Below are 16332 nucleotides of genomic sequence, written 5' to 3' on the forward strand. Positions count from 1 at the left end.
TATGGCAGATACGATTGAAACACTTAAAGAATTAGCCCGGCAGGTACGGTATGCTACCCAGGAGGGAGAAAATACAGGAGAACGTGTCGGACGTACCTTGGTGGGCATTTTGAATCTGTTATCACAGTGTTCTTTAGAAGAACTGAATAAAATTTTCCTTCATAAATCCAAGCCTGATGAAACCCCTTTCCTGCTGAAGTTATTAGGGGGTGCCGAAGTTGGTGAAACCATCGATTCATTAGTTGCCGGGCAAGGGATTCTACTTAAAGATGGCCGTGTACAGGCTGATACATTGGAAGCTCGTTTTGCTCTCATTGTTCAGGAAGTGATATTCAACCGTTTGTCTGCTATGGAGAGTGATTATTTTTTTTCCGAGTCAGGCACGATTGAGAGCGTCGAACTCCTGGAAGACGGTACCTACCGTTTACCACTTCGTAAACGCTGGGATAATGATTTCACAGACTTGGACGAAAATGATGTCGTTTATGGTATAGTGAATAATCTTGCTTCAGGCACCGGAGATTATTATACTTCATGGCTTCGTGTTCTTCACGTGAATACAGTGGCCAATACTATTATTGCCGTCATGTACCCGGATGCCGAGGTGCCGGGTGGCAAGAACTATCCGCCGGAACCGCTGATGATTCTTTCTCACCGTGGTAATCCGGTGAATGAAGATCGTCAGGCATACTGGTACTTGTCATCCCGCGAGAAGTGCATCTGCATGCTCGATGGGGTTACGAAACCTATATTGGAAGAAAACAACTATGCCATTATCATAGGCAAGCTGAAGCAATTATCTCTGTTTGACAACCTACCTATAAATTATCGGCATAGCTATATCTATTGTCGGGGTATTGCTATTCAGGACTTGTTACGCTTAGGCTATCAGGGTACACCGGTTCGCTCGGAGAATAATCGGGGGCCGTGGTCGGCTGAGGATGCAGTGAACGATCCCTACCAGTCCACGCAGGAAGTATTCGATGCAGTCTATCATGTTGGCTGCAAATGGATGTGTCTGGTTACCGGAACCATGCAGGAACCTAAATGGAATGCGACCGACTGGGCAATGATTGAGGGTAATTCAGAACTAACCCTTGAGTTCTCTTCCAATAACGGCTATAACTTCTTTGCCGGTAAAGTCGATGCGGAATTTACCCCTATTCTGTATTGGGGTTACAATGATATATCTGAGGATGTGTTGCCCGGTGACTGGTCATGGATCCGTGACAGCGGTCAGGTGACGGAAGATAACGCCTGGTCGGTCGCTCATGCCAATAACGGGCGGGTATTACACCTGACGAATGAAGACATGCCAAGCAACTGGGGAGCTACGAGAAAAGTGAAATTCACCTGTACGGCATATCTCCGCGACGGTGCTGGAAGTATTGATATTCAAAATTATATAAATGTATGAAAGGACTTAAAACCTCGGTTCAACCGCAGCCGATCAGAACCAGTTATACGCCTCTGAAGGCGAGCTTTGGAATTGTAATTGATGGTGGAGGTAGCAAGACACAGTTCTACTATACCAATGCCAATACGTACATTCCTAACCGTGCCGTAACTCCAATGAAGCTGAGGGCGTTCCTCAATATTGTGGATCCTGATAAGATTATCAGTAACGGGGATAAGAGTAGTCAACTGACTGTCACCTGGTATGAAAATAGTGAGAGTAACCAGATAACCTCGGAGAATAGTAATTATATTCTGAATGCCGACGGTACATTGCTTGTGAAGAAGAATGTAATCCCGACGGCACCGGCGCAGATTCTTTGCCGGGCTACTTTCATTGATACCAGGAATAACAATACTCTCGTGTATAATGATACATTCACTCTGAACTCAATCCAGAAGAGTGATGACCAGCTTTCACTGAGTATCAATCAGCCTGCCAAGATAACCTATAACCCCCTAAAGGATAACCAGTACATAGATATCACTGCCGCATTGAAAATGGGCAGCGAGACGGTTGCGGATGCCAATGTGGCGTACTGGTGGTATAAGGTTGTGAATGGTGAAGAGACTTTGATCGACTCTTCCGATCTGAACATCGAGTATGTGGCAGGGCAAGGTACAAAGACATTACGTATCGATGCCGACAATACATATCTGAGCGTCATCCGTTGCCGTGCAGCCTATTATACCGGAACCAAGCCTTCGGCACCTGCGGATGATACCCTGATGGCTGAGACGGCCATTGTTTATAAGATTCCACCGATCAGGGCATTTGTCTACAGTCCGAACGGCAGCATTATCCGTAAGGGAATGGCTAACATGACTTTTTATGTGAAGATACTGACGAACAAAGAGGAGTTGACAACGGAACAGATCAATAAATACTTTTTTGTGAAGTGGTTTAAGAAGTCGTCCGCCGCAGGTGCTACAGCCGTGGAGATCGGGCACGGTAGTTCGATATCGGTTACAGCCGACAGCTTACGCCTGAGTGGTGGCTTGCAAATGTCGGTTTACCCGGAAGTGTATGAGATCGGTCCTTATACGGTGCTTACTACCAAGAGTGGTGATCCTATCCGTACAGGTACGAATGAAGTAATAATAGCCAGGGGCTAATTTAAAAATTAAGCATATGAGAGAAATGAAGTATTTGAAAGTTTCCGCCGATATCGCTCGGCGTGCGGGTGTGATCGCTGTCCGTCATCGGACTGCTGACGGTGATTTTATCGTTAACGAGAGTGACCTTCGTATGGTGAGGTTCGAACCTGAGGAATATGTGAGGGGCATTGCCGGGCAGGTTCTGACAGAACAGGAAGCTGCCAGGCTAATTGAAGCAGGTGGAAATCAAATTGGAGAGGAGGTCTTAAATGAAGAAAGTAATGAATTACCTGCCGGGGATTCTTTGCCGGTTCAGGATAGTGATAAAGAACCTGTGGCGGAAGATAGCCCAATTAACGGAGAGGAGGCACAAGATGAGTGATGTTGCAGGTTCTCTTTACGTCGGGATGATAATAGACGGTGACAGTGCTCAAGGGAATATTCGATCTACTAAGCCGCTTGTGCAGATGTACCAGAAAGATACGGGTAAATGTGTGCCGGACTGGAGCGTAGCGGCCAACCAGCCTGTCATCTATCCGGTCATGCGCTCAGGCAATGAAAACGTGATCAAGCCGATTGTGTCGGGTTCCGAGAAGTGGTATTACAACAACACTTTAGTAACGTTCAACGCTTCTGGACTTTCTACCGCTCCGGCTGCCGTTGCCAGCAAGTTGCAGACCACTACTTACAATAATGGTTCTGTGAATGTACCGGCATTGAAAATAGTGGGCAATTTGGCCAGTGCCTCCAACATGGACGCAGACACCATCCGCATGGACGGAGAGATTGAAGCCTCCGGGCATAATCTTGGCTATACTTCTGAGATACCGCTTGCCATCTCGGAGTTTAGCAACTCCGCCTATTACGGTTTCCTGTATCCTTCCGATGGCGGTATTATTGATGGTGATACAGCTACCGTTAAAGTGACTCAGGAACTCTACAAGGGTGGCTCATTGGTGCCTCAGAGCAACTACTCCCTGAAATGGTATAAGATGCCGTCAACCACAGCATGGTCAACGGCCAACAGTGTTTCATTGGTAGCGGACGATGTCGATTCCAAGTTAAGCGTGAGGGCTGAGTTTATCATCGGTGGTGAGGTGGTTGCTACTGCCATTTGCGAAGTGAGTGATGAGACTGATCCGTTATTCCTGGCAATAAACTACAGTGGTCCGACGATGCTTACCAGTAGCGGTGCTACCAGTGAGGTTACAGCTACTTACAAAGTAAAGCGGGTAGGAACGGGTGAAGAGGTGAGCGGGTTTACCTTTACAACAGCTTTCACGAAGGCTGACGGTACGGCCTTTACTCCGGCCAATGCACCTACTACCACCGGTTGTAAGCTTACTTATACTGATGTGAAGAGTGCGGGAGGGAATATAACCGGTTATGTACAGGGAACTAAATCGTGAGTTGTCATGGCAAAGAATCAGATAGTTGCATCAGCTTTTAACGTTACAGCGGCTCCTGAAGATGGTGCAAAAGGGTCTCGGGGCCAGCTGCCTTATCCGGCAGGCGAATACGACCTACATACTTCTTATATATGTACGGATATGGTCGCTCCGTATGTACTATATAACGGCATCTATTATGTGATGAATCAGATTACCACCTGGGTAGGTCAAGGTGTTCCATCGAACATAAATAATCCTCAAAAGGACTATGCAGTGAACGGACAAAAAGCCACTTGGATACCCTTTGAAAGTTACAAGGCTATCTATGTAGAGATATTGATGGCTAACTTCGCAAAATTGGCGAGTGCTGTCTTTTCAGGAGATTATATATTCTCACAACAAGGTGTTGATGCTGACGGTAATTCGACATCGAATTATGAAAAATTTAATACGGGAACTTTTACTCCTAATCTGCTTCTGGATTTTGCCACGGGCTTATTCAAAGGGAGTAAAGTAGAGTTGACGGGACAGATTTCTACCGCTTCTGAAGGTAAGCGAATTGTTATTGATCCAACTACTAATAGTATTGCGATGTATGATTTCCTTGGAAATCTTGTTGGAAAGATTAGCTTTTCTACTGTAGAAGACTATACTTCTGCTGTAATTGAACTATATGATATGGCTCCAACAGGTGTTATAGGTAGTAAGACGACAATTATGCCGGGTAGTATATCGTTGGAATCTTTATATTTCGGTGATAAATATTCGGTTCATATATCTCCTTACATCGGCATTCAATTTCGAAAAAATGATGTTATAACTAAAACATATGGTAATAGTTAATTGATGTACGAGAATTTATAATTACAAAACGAGATCAAAAAATAAATGTTGAATTTGGGCGTTTTTCGCTATAGTTTAAACGTCCGTTAAAAGTGAATGGTATGAAATTAAATGAAGCTGCACATGTGAATACTATCGGGAGCGAATTTATAACTCTAATGGATGCTAACGGTAGCCCATTGAAGATCAATAAGGCAGACCTTGCAGAAGCAATTCGGGATAATATTCCTGAGGCTAATATTATCAATAAAGGTTTAATGCCTGCCGGATTAATAGGTTTTAAAAATGTAATGACAAGCGTTCTGTTATGTGAAACTACGGCTTTGGCCATAACTGGATCTATTCTGTTATCTGTATCAGCTACTACGTCGGGAATACCTAATCTCTATTTCATATCAATGGGGCGTGCAGGAGGCAGTACTGGTAATCCGACTGTAAGGGTTAAGGTGTTATCTGGTGATTATACTATTAAAATTATAGGAAAAATTCTATTATGTGAAGGACGGAAATGAGGTTTCAATATATTTAGTAACAACTGTTGACTATTCAATTACACATATATCTCCTCTATTAGAATCAGGAAATTTTTCCTACCATCTTAAACAAGAATCATTACCGGAAGGAGCTGTATTAATTGAAACAACATGATTATAGGGGCGTTAAGCCCCTATAATCATATTAATGTAGCTTCAAAGCCACCTGCAAAATCAGAATTATCGGCAGTCTCCATTTTTATAGCAATGCCAATTGTATTCATTGAAAGGATATTGAGAACCGGAGTATATTGCGTTCGCTCTGCATATATCTTGCATTTGCCTTCTGCATCCGTTTTTCCTATAATTTTAATAGTATAATCACCAGATAACACCTTAACCCTTACAGTCGGATTACCAGTACTGCCTCCTGCACGCCCCATTGATATGAAATAGAGATTAGGTATTCCCGACGTAGTAGCTGATACAGATAACAGAATAGATCCAGTTATGGCCAAAGCCGTAGTTTCACATAACAGAACGCTTGTCATTACATTTTTAAAACCTATTAATCCGGCAGGCATTAAACCTTTATTGATAATATTAGCCTCGTTCATCACGCTACGAACGGCTTCTGCAAGATTATTCTTGCTGATCCGTACTGGTAACCCATTACTATCTGTCAGTAGCACATATTCACTATTAATGCTATTCACAATAGCAGCTTCGTTTAATTTTCCCATACCTATTCACTTTTAACGGACGTCTGATTCGTTGTTTGTCCAAGATGGATTAGTTTGCTATCTTCACAGGCAAAAAATGATTTACGCATACATCCGCATTTCAACTGATAAACAGATAAAAGAAAATCAGAAGTTTGAGATTGAGAATTTTGCAAAAGAGAAAGGCCTAACAATAGACTCCTGGGTATCAGAGCAAGTTACTGGAACCAAGGCTGCGAAAGAACGTCGTCTTGGGCCACTTCTTAAGAAAATGAAGAAAGGTGATACCTTGGTAATCTCTGAGATCAGCCGTTTGGGTCGTAACCTTATGAGTATAATGTCTATGCTCAATCTCTGCATGACTAAAGAGACTTACGTTCTTACGGTTAAAGAAAGATACGAGCTTGGCAACAATATCAATAGCCAGGTACTTGCGTTTGCCTTTGGTTTGTCCGCTCAGATCGAGCGTGACCTAATCAGTCAACGAACCAAAGAGGCACTTGCTTGGCGCAAGGCTTCCGGGAAAAAGTTGGGCCGGCAAGCTGGTGAAAAGAATACGCATTACAAGCTTGACAAGAAAGCAGAACTTATTAGCCGGATGCTATCTGAGGGCAAATCGAAGGCTGCTGTTTGCCGGAAGTTGAAATGTCACTTGGTAACATTGAATAATCATCTTGAAAGGATTAAGTACAAACAGTGTCCTATATAATAAATGGGCTACATGCTACTTTTGCCTATATTTCATTCATTTATACATATGGCAAAAGCAGAAGTTTTATTCAAGATCATCCGCAAATGGGAAGGCGGATGGAGTGATCACAAAAATGACAAAGGTGGTAAAACCAACATGGGTATTACTTTGTCTACATGGAAATCATGCGGTTATGACAAAGACGGCGATGGCGATATCGATGCGGATGATCTACGATTGATTACTCCGGAAGATGTATTCAATATCTTCAAAAAGTATTATTGGGATCGTTATCAGGCTGATTTTATACATAACCAGTCCATTGCCAACATTTGTGTGGACTGGGTATGGGCTTCCGGACGTCCTGGAATCACAAAGGTACAGCAACTCCTGCAAATTAAGGTGGACGGCATTGTAGGACCTCAGACGGTTGCCAGTATTAATCTGGCCAACCAGCGCCAGTTGTTTGAAGCTGTCAAGGCAGACCGGATCCGGTTTGTTGAAGAAATCTGTAAAAAGGATCCGTCGCAGCTTGTGTTCCGGAAAGGATGGTTGAACCGGATCAATGATTTCAAGTTCTCCATTCGCTAATTTCTTGTCCTTTTTCTCATTCTTTTCAGCCTTTAGTTTTGTGCCTGAAACTAAAGGCTTTTTTATGGCTATCATAGAAGAAAACAGGTTAATGAGTCCCGCTGAATATAATAAGGGGGTGGAAAGTTGGACTCATAAAGTTCGGGGAATATCTATAAATATCCTACAACGTACTCATGCTTCAGGCAAACTTCGTAGTGGACTACAAGCACGTTTGCTAAATGATCGTGAAGGTGGACCGGCTTATGTAGGGCTTGGCTTTCGCTTTGAACGTTATGGAGCATATCGAGAATACGGTGCCGGACGTGGATACATTGTTAAAGATGGTATCATTATGAAAGGTCATTCGGCATGGAGTGACAAAAAGAAGCGTCAGGAGCTTCGCTCATTGCGTGTTTCGGAATACCGCATCAGGCGTATGCGCACAATTGACGAACACTATGCGGTTATCCGCCGTACTCCATTACCTTGGTTGGATCCGCCCATTGTAGAAAATATAGAATCATTGGCCGACCTCTCCGGAGAATATTACGGAGACCAGGCACTCAAAAAAGTACTTCAGAAGTTTGATAAAATAACAATCGAGAAACGTTATGGCAAAAAATAACAAAACTGTCAAGAGAGGTGTGTATCTCTATATTGACGGAAAAGAGATCAAGAATGACATAAATTCCATTGATTTGGAAATGAAGCGTCTCCAGCGTGACATTAAGGAAATGACACGTGGTTCCGAAGAATACAACCGCACCATGGCGAAGATAAAGCATCTTCAAGGCATACTCAAACAGCATCGCCAGGAGATCAAAGGTATCACTACCGAGACCAAGAAAGCAACGATCAGTATCGGCAGTATGGTAGATTGGTTTAACCGCTTTGGGGGGGTAATCCTTTCGGTGATTGGTTTTCTGACCGGTTTTACTCTTGCCTTGCGTGCCATCAGAGATGAGCGCAACAAGTTAGAAGAGTCACAAGCCGGGCTGAAAGCTTTGACCGGACTTGATGATGATAACATTGCCTGGCTGACCGAACAGGCAAAGACGCTTTCCACCACCATGACAAAAGAGGGGTTACGCGTCCGCCAGTCGGCAGCTGAAATTCTTGATGCGTTCATGTTGGTGGGGTCGGCCAAACCGGAATTACTCGGAGATAAGGAGGCATTGAAGCAAGTAACAGAAGAAGCTATGCGGTTACAGGCGGCTGCTAAGGATATCACTCTCAATGAGGCGGTTGATTCGCTTACTTTGTCGCTTAATCAATATGGCGAAGCTGCTGATCAGGCAGGGCGTTTTTCTAATGTGTTGGCTGCCGGTTCCCAGGCCGGTTCCGCCAATATTGCAAGCCAGGCAAAGGCAATCCGGAATGCAGGCACGGCAGCAGCTTCAGCCAATGTTCCCATTGAACAGACGGTTGCTTTGATTGAAACGCTTGCCTATCGGGGTATAAAGGATGAAGTGGCCGGAACGGGATTGAAAAAGTTTTTCCTGGTACTTCAGACCGGAGTGGATGAAATCAATCCCAAAATTGTAGGGTTGGATAAGGCACTGGAGAACCTGAAGAATAAGAATATGGATGCCGGTGCTATTAAGAAGATGTTCGGTGAAGAAGGCTATAATACTGCATCCGTAATCCTTCAGAACACAGAGATGGTGAAGGACTTCACAGCTGCCGTTACCGGTACGAATGTGGCGTATGAACAGGCCGCAATAAACAGTGATACGGCACAGGCAAAATTGGAACAGGCACGTAATAAGATGAAACTTGCCGCCATTGATCTGGGTGAGAAGTTGAATCCGGCTTTAACAGTTAGCACCAATATGCTCACCAATGTCATCAAATTCCTGCCCGGACTGATTGATTGGTGTAAAGAATGGGGTGGTACTGTATTGTGGCTTAGTACGATATTGCTTGTATATGCTACCCGGCTGAAGATAATAACAACATGGTATTCAATTTGGAACTCGCTTACTAAAGTTGCAACAGTTCTCAATTTGGCTTATGCCGCATCAATGAATACACTATCCGGTTATACTGTGACATCATTCGGAAACCTGCGTAAATTGTCAACTCTCATGCAGGGACATACAGTCTTGCTAAAGTCACTACGTATTGCCACTTATTTATATGCTGCTGCCGTGCAGGTTTTACGAGGTCGTGTTGACCTGGCTGCAAAATCCATGAAAGCAGCCTGGACTATCATGGCCAGTAATCCGGTTGGTTTGCTGGTAACATTAGTTCTTGCTGCTGCTACTGCGTCCTATAAATTGACGCAACGCACCAAAGATTATTATGATCTCAATAAAGTCAATGAAAAAATTACAGAAAAGTCAAATGATGAATATGCACGCCAATCATCTCTTGTTGAGCAACTAACAAAAAAGATACATAATAATAATCTCTCAAATTCCGAACGGAAAAAGGCAATAGAGCAATTACAGGCCATTATTCCAGAATATAATGCTGAGATTGATAAAGAAGGAAAAATCATTAATGAGAATACAGAAGCGCTTGACCAGTATAATGCTGTGTTGGCAACCAATATCGAATTGAAAGAGGTTGCCGACGAACTGGATAAACATCGGATCAACTTAATGCGCCTTCAAAAATCCCCGGCATTAAATGACAATTCACCGATGGGGTCGATGGCTCGTGAGGATGTTCGCAACAAGATTTCCCAAGAAGAAGAGATTGTTGCATCTTTAACTGCACGTTATAAGAAACTGGTACAGGAAAAATGGAAAGCATTGAATCCAGGCACGCCTAAAAACAACCCCACCGGAGGCGATGGTGGTGGAAAATGTCCGAAATGTGGCAAAAAGCCTTGTGTTTGTGAAGAAGACGAGGCCAAACGTAAAGAACGTATTCGCAAAAGATTGGAACAGATTGAGACGGAATCCCTTAAAGAACAGGCGGAACTGAAGAAACAGTATTTAGCCAGTGATGAAATGACACAGGCAGAATACTTGCAATTCTTATCAGATCTGGAAATGAAGTCCTTAAATAAAAAACTTGAGATTGCAGGTTTAGAACCTAAAAAGCGAGAAGAAATAATGAACCAAATTCTTGCGTTACAGCTGAAGCTGAAGGAGCAATGTATAAAAGAAGATCTTGATGAAAAGAAACAATTCCTAAGTAATCAACAAAAAGCTTTGGACGCAGAATTGGCAGAAGAGAATCAGCGGTATAGGTTAGGATATATTTCGCGTGAGGAATATTTGATGAAAATTCTTGAGCTACTAAAGAAATATAAGAAGGATATTCAAAAAATAACAGAAGACGCAACAGGAGAAGAAGAAAAAGCTGTAGAATCATATCTTGAATATGTTATGAAGAAGCTCCAAAAGGCTTTTGAAGAAACAGAAGAGGAGGAGAAAACATGGCAGGAAAGAGTAAAAGAAGGCTGGAATGACATTACCAAATGGTCAGACATCTCGACTGAGCAACAAATGTCAACATTAGGTATGTTGTTGCTTGATATTTTCGATTTTCGAGATGAGTCTATTGATGCTTTTGAAAATGTAGAAGAAAAAATGGAAGCTACTTTTATGCTGATGTCGAGTATTGCACAGGATTTCGGAGTTGCACTGGGTAAGACTTTGGCTGGTGAAGAGGAAGCTATGGGAGAGTTTTTGCAGAATCTTGTTGTTATGGTGCTTGATACTGTTCAGAAACTGCTTATTGCTTATGTGTCTATGACAACTATTCGGAATGTCGGAGAAATGGGTATTTGGGGACTGGCTAAAGCTGCTGCCGAAATCGCCCTGATTACAGCTGCTTTCGAAACGGCCAAGTCCGCTATAGGCAATTTTTATACTGGTGGCTATACTGGACCTGGTAACTGGGATCAACCGCAAGGTATTGTTCATTCCAATGAATTTGTAGCCAACCGTTTTGCTGTGGCCAATCCGAATTTACGGCCGATATTCGATGTTATCGATGTGGCACAACGTACCGGCAATGTTGGCAACTTGACAGCTGAAGATATCGCAGCCGTGGCAGGATCCGAAAAGAGTACGCGTACCGTTCCGGCTAAGGCACCCGGAGCCAGTGCCACAACCACCACCAATGATCCGGCTATGGTGGCGATGCTGGTAGAATGTACCCGCGTGCTGCGTAAGCTTAAAAATCGCCTGGATGATCCGTTAGTGGCGGAGACTTATGTTACCGGTAAACGGGGTATTAACCAAGCGCAACGAGAATATAAAAAATTAGAGAATAACAAATCACGTAACAAGCAATGACCGAATTATACATTGACGGACAGTTGGCCGCCCTTCCTGAAGGGTTCAATATTACTTTTACCTCGGAGAATCCCTATTTCACCCGTAGTTCCAATTACTCATTGGATATAGAACTCCCCATGCCGGCTAATCATGCCATATTCAAACATGTTAACAGGCTGGATGTGACGAAGAAAAAGACCATCCTTCCGGCTATGCTCATCGTGGATACCAGGTGTCTGCTTTATGGCAGCGCAGTTTTATTGTCGGTTGAAGACACGCTTGTTAAAGTACAGATCGTATCGGGCAATGCGGAGTTCAACCTTTTGACAAACGACAGTACCTATATTGATGAGCTTGATTTAGGTAGTGTTGGTTGGCCTAACAATAACCAAAACTATTTCCAACCACCCGCTAACATGGTGGGTTATTATGGCTCAGTAGATGATGTTGAAGTTGTTTGGCTTCCGGTATTCTATCAAGAAGCTCAATGGAAGAATCTGAATAATGATGTTATTTATGAATTTGGAACGAACAACTTTACGCTTTGTCCGTATGCGCGTAATCGGTGCGTACAACCTTACCTGACAACTGTCATCAAGAGGATAGTAGAACACTTCGGTTATACGTTTGATACATCATTTTTCAATGATAATTTTCTACGTAACGTTTATATTTGTAGTGCCGTTACCTCCAATAAAATAGCTGATGCCTTACCACATTGGACCATTTCCGAGTTTTTCGATGAATTGGAGAGGTTTCTTTGTGCGGTTACGGTAGTTGATGAACGCACAAAAGTTGTACGACTTGTTGGACTCAACGATTACTTTGCCAATTCTGAAAAAGAAATCATTGATAGTTCTGCATTGATTCGTGAGTTTACCGTAGAAATTGAAGACGAAAAAAGCGAAAAGGATCTCAGTTCCGGGAACATAGGTTATGATTTGCCTTCACATACCGATGATGGTTATCTGCGTATTGAAAGGGATATTGTAGATGCAGCCTATAAGCTCGAATGTGATACTTATGATGCAATGGTAGCCGCTTACAATGGAATGAATGACAGTGACAAGAAGAGCACTCTTTTTGTCGTTGGTAAACGCTATTATATCAATTATAATGAGAATGATCAAAACAAACTGCGTGAAGTCAACCTGTATGCAGATTTGATACGTAATCCGGAATCTTCCGATATAGATACCCCACTAAAGATTATACCTGCCAAAATCCTTCAGTTCAATGTTGGTGTCTACGGTTCTGTTGCTGAATATACATTAAATCGTCCTTATGCAGCTATGTATCTCAATATTCCGGCTGTAGGATATCAGGCTACTACTGTCCATCAAGAACGCTTTAATATTCAGGAAGCAATTAACGGTGATGTGGAATTGCAGGAGAAGCAGGAGAAGAATGATTATATGGAGGTGGCTATCAATACCGGCAAGTTCAACCGGCAGGATGTGACTTATAGCGGCCAGGTACATTCGTATGATTATGCGTATCCTTTTACAGACTATCAGCAGAAGACTACGGCACAGCTCACGGATTTTCTTCCGTATTCGCTCAGTCTGAATGATGTTTGTCCGGACAGCATTGGCCATCGGTTTTCAATACTCAATCTATTCCACTCTGATGTACCTTATACTATACGTTTCCAAGCTAATAGGTTGCCTGACGTGAACAAGGTATTTCTCATAGGAAACAAACAGTATTTATGTGAAAAAATAGAGGTAAGTGTAGATGCTTATGGTTTGGACAAAGCATTTGAGGGTACTTTTTACAGGGTAGAATAAATATTTCAAAATATATCTGTTTCCGCAAAAAATTATGTTCAAACTATTGCATAATTACCAAAAGGTTATTATATTTGCAGTGTCATTAAGTATCGCGATCTTTTTATGACTGAAGAAGAAGAGCTAAAGGCTCGGATTGAAGCTGCGAAAAAAGACCTCAGCTTCTTTTCCCTCTATTGGGATGACATTCAGAGTACTGATTGGATTTCCGATGAGGAGCTTGAAAACGGCATCAACGATTGTCTCGATGATCTGAATGATGCTCAAGACAAGCTGAATGAAAACGGTAGCCCTCCTTGAGGGGGCTACTTTTTCTCTAACATATAATTTTTAGGCTTATGGACGTACAGAAAGAATTGGAAAAATGGAAATCGGAATATGCAGCATGCAATACTCCGGAGGAATTGGCGGACCATACGAAACGTTTTAGAGCCTTTTTGCAGACACTTTCACCGGAAAACAAAAAGGTATTTGCACAAGCGTTCCGAGATGGTGCCAGGCAAGCTATCAATGAAGCACAGGTTATTGTAAAAACGGTAGAAATCAGAAAGACTTTAGAAAAGGTATTGCCTTTTGCTTCCATGTCATATATTGCCCAGCACTATTTTGGCAAAACACGTCAATGGCTGTATCAGCGGATTAATGGAAGTGCAGTTAACGGTAAACCGGCCAATTTTACAATTGATGAACTAAACACATTATCCATGGCTTTATCCGAGCTTGGAGACATAATGAAAGATACTTCTCGGTCTATCGCGAGACCGTAAGTCTTAATGACAATTAGAAGGGCTTCCACGAGTTGGAAGCCTTTTTTTGTTTTTATATTGTATATGTGAAATAGAATCAACATCTTTGCAATATACATTACAAACGAACATAAGGATTTGATTTTATGCTATGATTTTAAACACTATAAAATATTGAATATGAAACGACTATTTACTTTAATCTTTACATTGGTTATACTAAGCCTGAATTTAGTATCTTGTGTTACATTACCATCACCACCACTACCGGCTCCATATGCCTTTGCGGGAGTCTTTGATTATTCACCGTTGACATCAAAAGGAGTCTTCGTAACAGAATCTAATTCTGTAAGTTTTGATTATGAGACAATAGGCAGCTTATACGCGATAAGTGATGGTGGGTGGATAAATAAGACCTATGTAGAACCATCCTTGGATGCTTTGTATAATGAAGTATTGAAGCAACTGGCTGCATATAATGCCAATGGCATTGTTAACCTGAAAATAAATGTAAGTGGAAGAATTGCAGATAGAACTAAGAGATACAGCTTGGAAGGGATGGCTATTCGTAAAACTGATGCAGGTAAGATAAATGCTCAGGTCTCTACTGCACGACGGATAATAGGAAAAATAGATGGCATATCTTTGCAGATATTAGAAGCTTACTCTAATGGCACACGTGTTTTAACCTCTCAAAAATTGAATGTTTCGCAATTGCGCCAGGCATGGAAAAAATACTTTTATAATCAATCACAAATCCAATTTTATACAGAGAAAGGCCTCGCGGATAAAGTGGCTTATGCCAGTTTTATTGATAGGCAAATTGTTAATTATGAGACAAACGAGTTTATTCCATTAGAATAATAACGATAATATGGCTGAAAGCGGAGAAACAAAAAAATCTCCGCTTTTCTTTTGCTGTTTCAAAAGAAACTCTCATCTTTGCATCAGCGAAATAATCAAGTATGTTTGTCATACACGTAGAGCGCGGTTAATGCTCATGACATAGTGGGCTTTTTTTATGCCCATACTGAAGATATGTAGAAGTTTGCTTGTTAACAAAAGCATACGGCTGTCTTTCCCATCAATTTGTTTGCTCTACGGAGTGACACTACTTGATTGTTTCGCGACACGGGAAATGACAGCCGTTTTTCTGTCTATAAGCGAAACAATCAAGTAGTATGAGTAATCAAAAACAAAGCGCCCGCGAACGCTATGTATCCGCGAAGAAGATCCAGCAAGCATTTGCTCAGCTGGGCATTGAATTGTGCGCCGGACGTAGACGGATCCGTGCAACACAAAGTGAAAAATCCATTTCCATCTATGTCAATGGTGGAACAGTCAACATCACCTTTAATGAGAAAGGGGGCAAAGCATGATGTTCTTTGTTTACCATTTACAGACATACGCTCCGAAGAACCGGGCATGGAAAAAGGTGATCGATTATGTGAATAAGTACGAGTATGTTCTTATCAAGGATGAACTTTCCCTGGATGCGCTCAAGCATGAATTATGTGACGTAATTAACCGAATCAATGCGGATCATCCCAAACTGAAACGCATACAATATTCTGCCGGTCCTCTTGATGGGAGTCGCACCACGCGTATAGAGGCTCGCGTTATAAGTGGCGGATGTCCGGATCTTGTGTTCTTTCTCGATATTTGCAAGGTTCGTTCCGTTTATCAATTTAGCGAGAAGGCTAATGTACTGGAGCAGAAAGGAGGCGAGAATGGATAATACTACCGTTAATGGAATTGTACTCAACGATTCCATATCTAATTGCTTATTGAAATTGCAAAATAATCGAGCAGCATCTCTTGCAGAATTGTTGGATGATAGTATCGGCTTTCTTCTTGAATACAGTGGTTATTTCTATGACAATTCAAAAACATTTTTGGATGTTTTAGCAACATTACATAATGCCCGTACCGAATTTTTAAGCCTTATCCCTAATCAGAAAGGAGGTGCCCAATGAAAAAGCCTATAGGATTCCGTTCTTATGAAAATGTAAAAGACGAAGAAAAGCAGAATGAACAGGAAAAGCAACAAGCCGAACGGCAGAAAGCTATAGCCAATTTCTTAGGACAGAACTATTCCCCTATTGGTTCCACTTCTGCCAAATGCTATAAGACAACCGCAGAATTGATATATGATTTATCCAACATCATATCAGTGCGGCCAAACGAACTGGCTAAACAACTGGCAGATGCCGGATATCATGTGGAATACCTGGCAGGTCAACCCTACTGGGTGATGTACGAGAAATAAAATTCGTGCGGCTGCACCTTTATTTGTACGAACTTGTACAAAT

At 42.2% G+C, this 16332-nt stretch carries 19 protein-coding genes; 18 read left to right on the plus strand and 1 reads right to left on the minus strand.

What is annotated here, in order from left to right; genetic code table 11:
• Window position 1 precedes the first annotated feature (1 nt).
• From VYM24_RS18535 to VYM24_RS18560, 6 genes are all read left to right on the plus strand, one after another.
• The gene (locus tag VYM24_RS18535; protein WP_330940609.1) at window positions 2-1417 is read left to right on the plus strand and encodes a hypothetical protein; all 1416 of its coding nucleotides are present in this window, start codon (window positions 2-4) and stop codon (window positions 1415-1417) included.
• The gene (locus VYM24_RS18540; RefSeq protein WP_330940610.1) at window positions 1414-2571 is read left to right on the plus strand and encodes an immunoglobulin domain-containing protein; all 1158 of its coding nucleotides are present in this window, start codon (window positions 1414-1416) and stop codon (window positions 2569-2571) included. The genes VYM24_RS18535 and VYM24_RS18540 overlap by 4 nt, the downstream gene beginning before the upstream one ends.
• Window positions 2572-2587: 16 nt before the next feature.
• Complete coding sequence (locus VYM24_RS18545) at window positions 2588-2935, plus strand: hypothetical protein (protein WP_330940611.1); 348 nt, start codon at window positions 2588-2590, stop codon at window positions 2933-2935.
• The gene (locus VYM24_RS18550; RefSeq protein WP_330940612.1) at window positions 2928-3962 is read left to right on the plus strand and encodes a hypothetical protein; all 1035 of its coding nucleotides are present in this window, start codon (window positions 2928-2930) and stop codon (window positions 3960-3962) included. The genes VYM24_RS18545 and VYM24_RS18550 overlap by 8 nt, the downstream gene beginning before the upstream one ends.
• Before the next feature lie 6 nt (window positions 3963-3968).
• Window positions 3969-4787: a hypothetical protein gene (locus tag VYM24_RS18555; protein ID WP_330940613.1), complete on the plus strand. Its 819-nt coding sequence runs from the start codon at window positions 3969-3971 to the stop codon at window positions 4785-4787.
• Window positions 4788-4888: 101 nt separating this feature from the next.
• Window positions 4889-5299, plus strand: coding sequence for a hypothetical protein (locus VYM24_RS18560; protein WP_330940614.1), 411 nt, complete (start codon window positions 4889-4891; stop codon window positions 5297-5299).
• A 161-nt stretch (window positions 5300-5460) separates the two neighbouring features.
• On the opposite strand, the gene VYM24_RS18565 is transcribed toward VYM24_RS18560, so the two are convergent.
• Window positions 5461-6003 (minus strand): hypothetical protein, encoded by a 543-nt coding sequence (locus tag VYM24_RS18565; protein WP_330940615.1) that lies wholly within the window; start codon window positions 6001-6003, stop codon window positions 5461-5463.
• A gap of 76 nt (window positions 6004-6079) precedes the next feature.
• Between VYM24_RS18565 and VYM24_RS18570 the strand changes: the two genes are divergently transcribed.
• From VYM24_RS18570 to VYM24_RS18625, 12 genes are all read left to right on the plus strand, one after another.
• Window positions 6080-6691 carry a master DNA invertase Mpi family serine-type recombinase gene (locus VYM24_RS18570; protein WP_330940616.1) on the plus strand — a complete coding sequence of 204 codons (612 nt, stop codon included), beginning with the start codon at window positions 6080-6082 and terminating at the stop codon, window positions 6689-6691.
• 48 nt (window positions 6692-6739) lie between these two features.
• Window positions 6740-7264, plus strand: a complete 525-nt coding sequence (locus VYM24_RS18575; RefSeq protein WP_330940617.1) for a glycoside hydrolase family 108 protein — start codon at window positions 6740-6742, stop codon at window positions 7262-7264.
• 64 nt (window positions 7265-7328) lie between these two features.
• Window positions 7329-7871 carry a hypothetical protein gene (locus VYM24_RS18580; RefSeq protein WP_330940618.1) on the plus strand — a complete coding sequence of 181 codons (543 nt, stop codon included), beginning with the start codon at window positions 7329-7331 and terminating at the stop codon, window positions 7869-7871.
• Entirely contained in the window at window positions 7858-11502 is a 3645-nt protein-coding gene (locus tag VYM24_RS18585) for a phage tail tape measure protein (RefSeq protein WP_330940619.1), read from the plus strand. The genes VYM24_RS18580 and VYM24_RS18585 overlap by 14 nt, the downstream gene beginning before the upstream one ends.
• Complete coding sequence (locus tag VYM24_RS18590) at window positions 11499-13274, plus strand: hypothetical protein (protein ID WP_330940620.1); 1776 nt, start codon at window positions 11499-11501, stop codon at window positions 13272-13274. Before VYM24_RS18585 ends, VYM24_RS18590 begins: the two co-directional genes overlap by 4 nt.
• A gap of 105 nt (window positions 13275-13379) precedes the next feature.
• The gene (locus tag VYM24_RS18595) at window positions 13380-13574 is read left to right on the plus strand and encodes a diguanylate cyclase (RefSeq protein WP_330940621.1); all 195 of its coding nucleotides are present in this window, start codon (window positions 13380-13382) and stop codon (window positions 13572-13574) included.
• A 38-nt stretch (window positions 13575-13612) separates the two neighbouring features.
• Window positions 13613-14041, plus strand: coding sequence for a DUF5053 domain-containing protein (locus VYM24_RS18600; RefSeq protein WP_330940622.1), 429 nt, complete (start codon window positions 13613-13615; stop codon window positions 14039-14041).
• Between the two features lie 159 nt (window positions 14042-14200).
• Window positions 14201-14884, plus strand: a complete 684-nt coding sequence (locus VYM24_RS18605; protein WP_330940623.1) for a hypothetical protein — start codon at window positions 14201-14203, stop codon at window positions 14882-14884.
• 317 nt (window positions 14885-15201) lie between these two features.
• On the plus strand, window positions 15202-15399 hold the full coding sequence (locus VYM24_RS18610) for a hypothetical protein (RefSeq protein WP_330940624.1): 198 nt from the start codon (window positions 15202-15204) through the stop codon (window positions 15397-15399).
• Window positions 15396-15758, plus strand: a complete 363-nt coding sequence (locus VYM24_RS18615) for a hypothetical protein (RefSeq protein WP_330940625.1) — start codon at window positions 15396-15398, stop codon at window positions 15756-15758. The genes VYM24_RS18610 and VYM24_RS18615 overlap by 4 nt, the downstream gene beginning before the upstream one ends.
• Complete coding sequence (locus VYM24_RS18620; protein ID WP_330940626.1) at window positions 15751-15996, plus strand: hypothetical protein; 246 nt, start codon at window positions 15751-15753, stop codon at window positions 15994-15996. Before VYM24_RS18615 ends, VYM24_RS18620 begins: the two co-directional genes overlap by 8 nt.
• Window positions 15993-16289, plus strand: coding sequence for a hypothetical protein (locus VYM24_RS18625; RefSeq protein WP_330940627.1), 297 nt, complete (start codon window positions 15993-15995; stop codon window positions 16287-16289). The genes VYM24_RS18620 and VYM24_RS18625 overlap by 4 nt, the downstream gene beginning before the upstream one ends.
• Window positions 16290-16332 lie beyond the last annotated feature (43 nt).

The organism is Bacteroides sp. MSB163 (genome assembly GCF_036416795.1).
Lineage (GTDB): Bacteria > Bacteroidota > Bacteroidia > Bacteroidales > Bacteroidaceae > Bacteroides > Bacteroides maternus.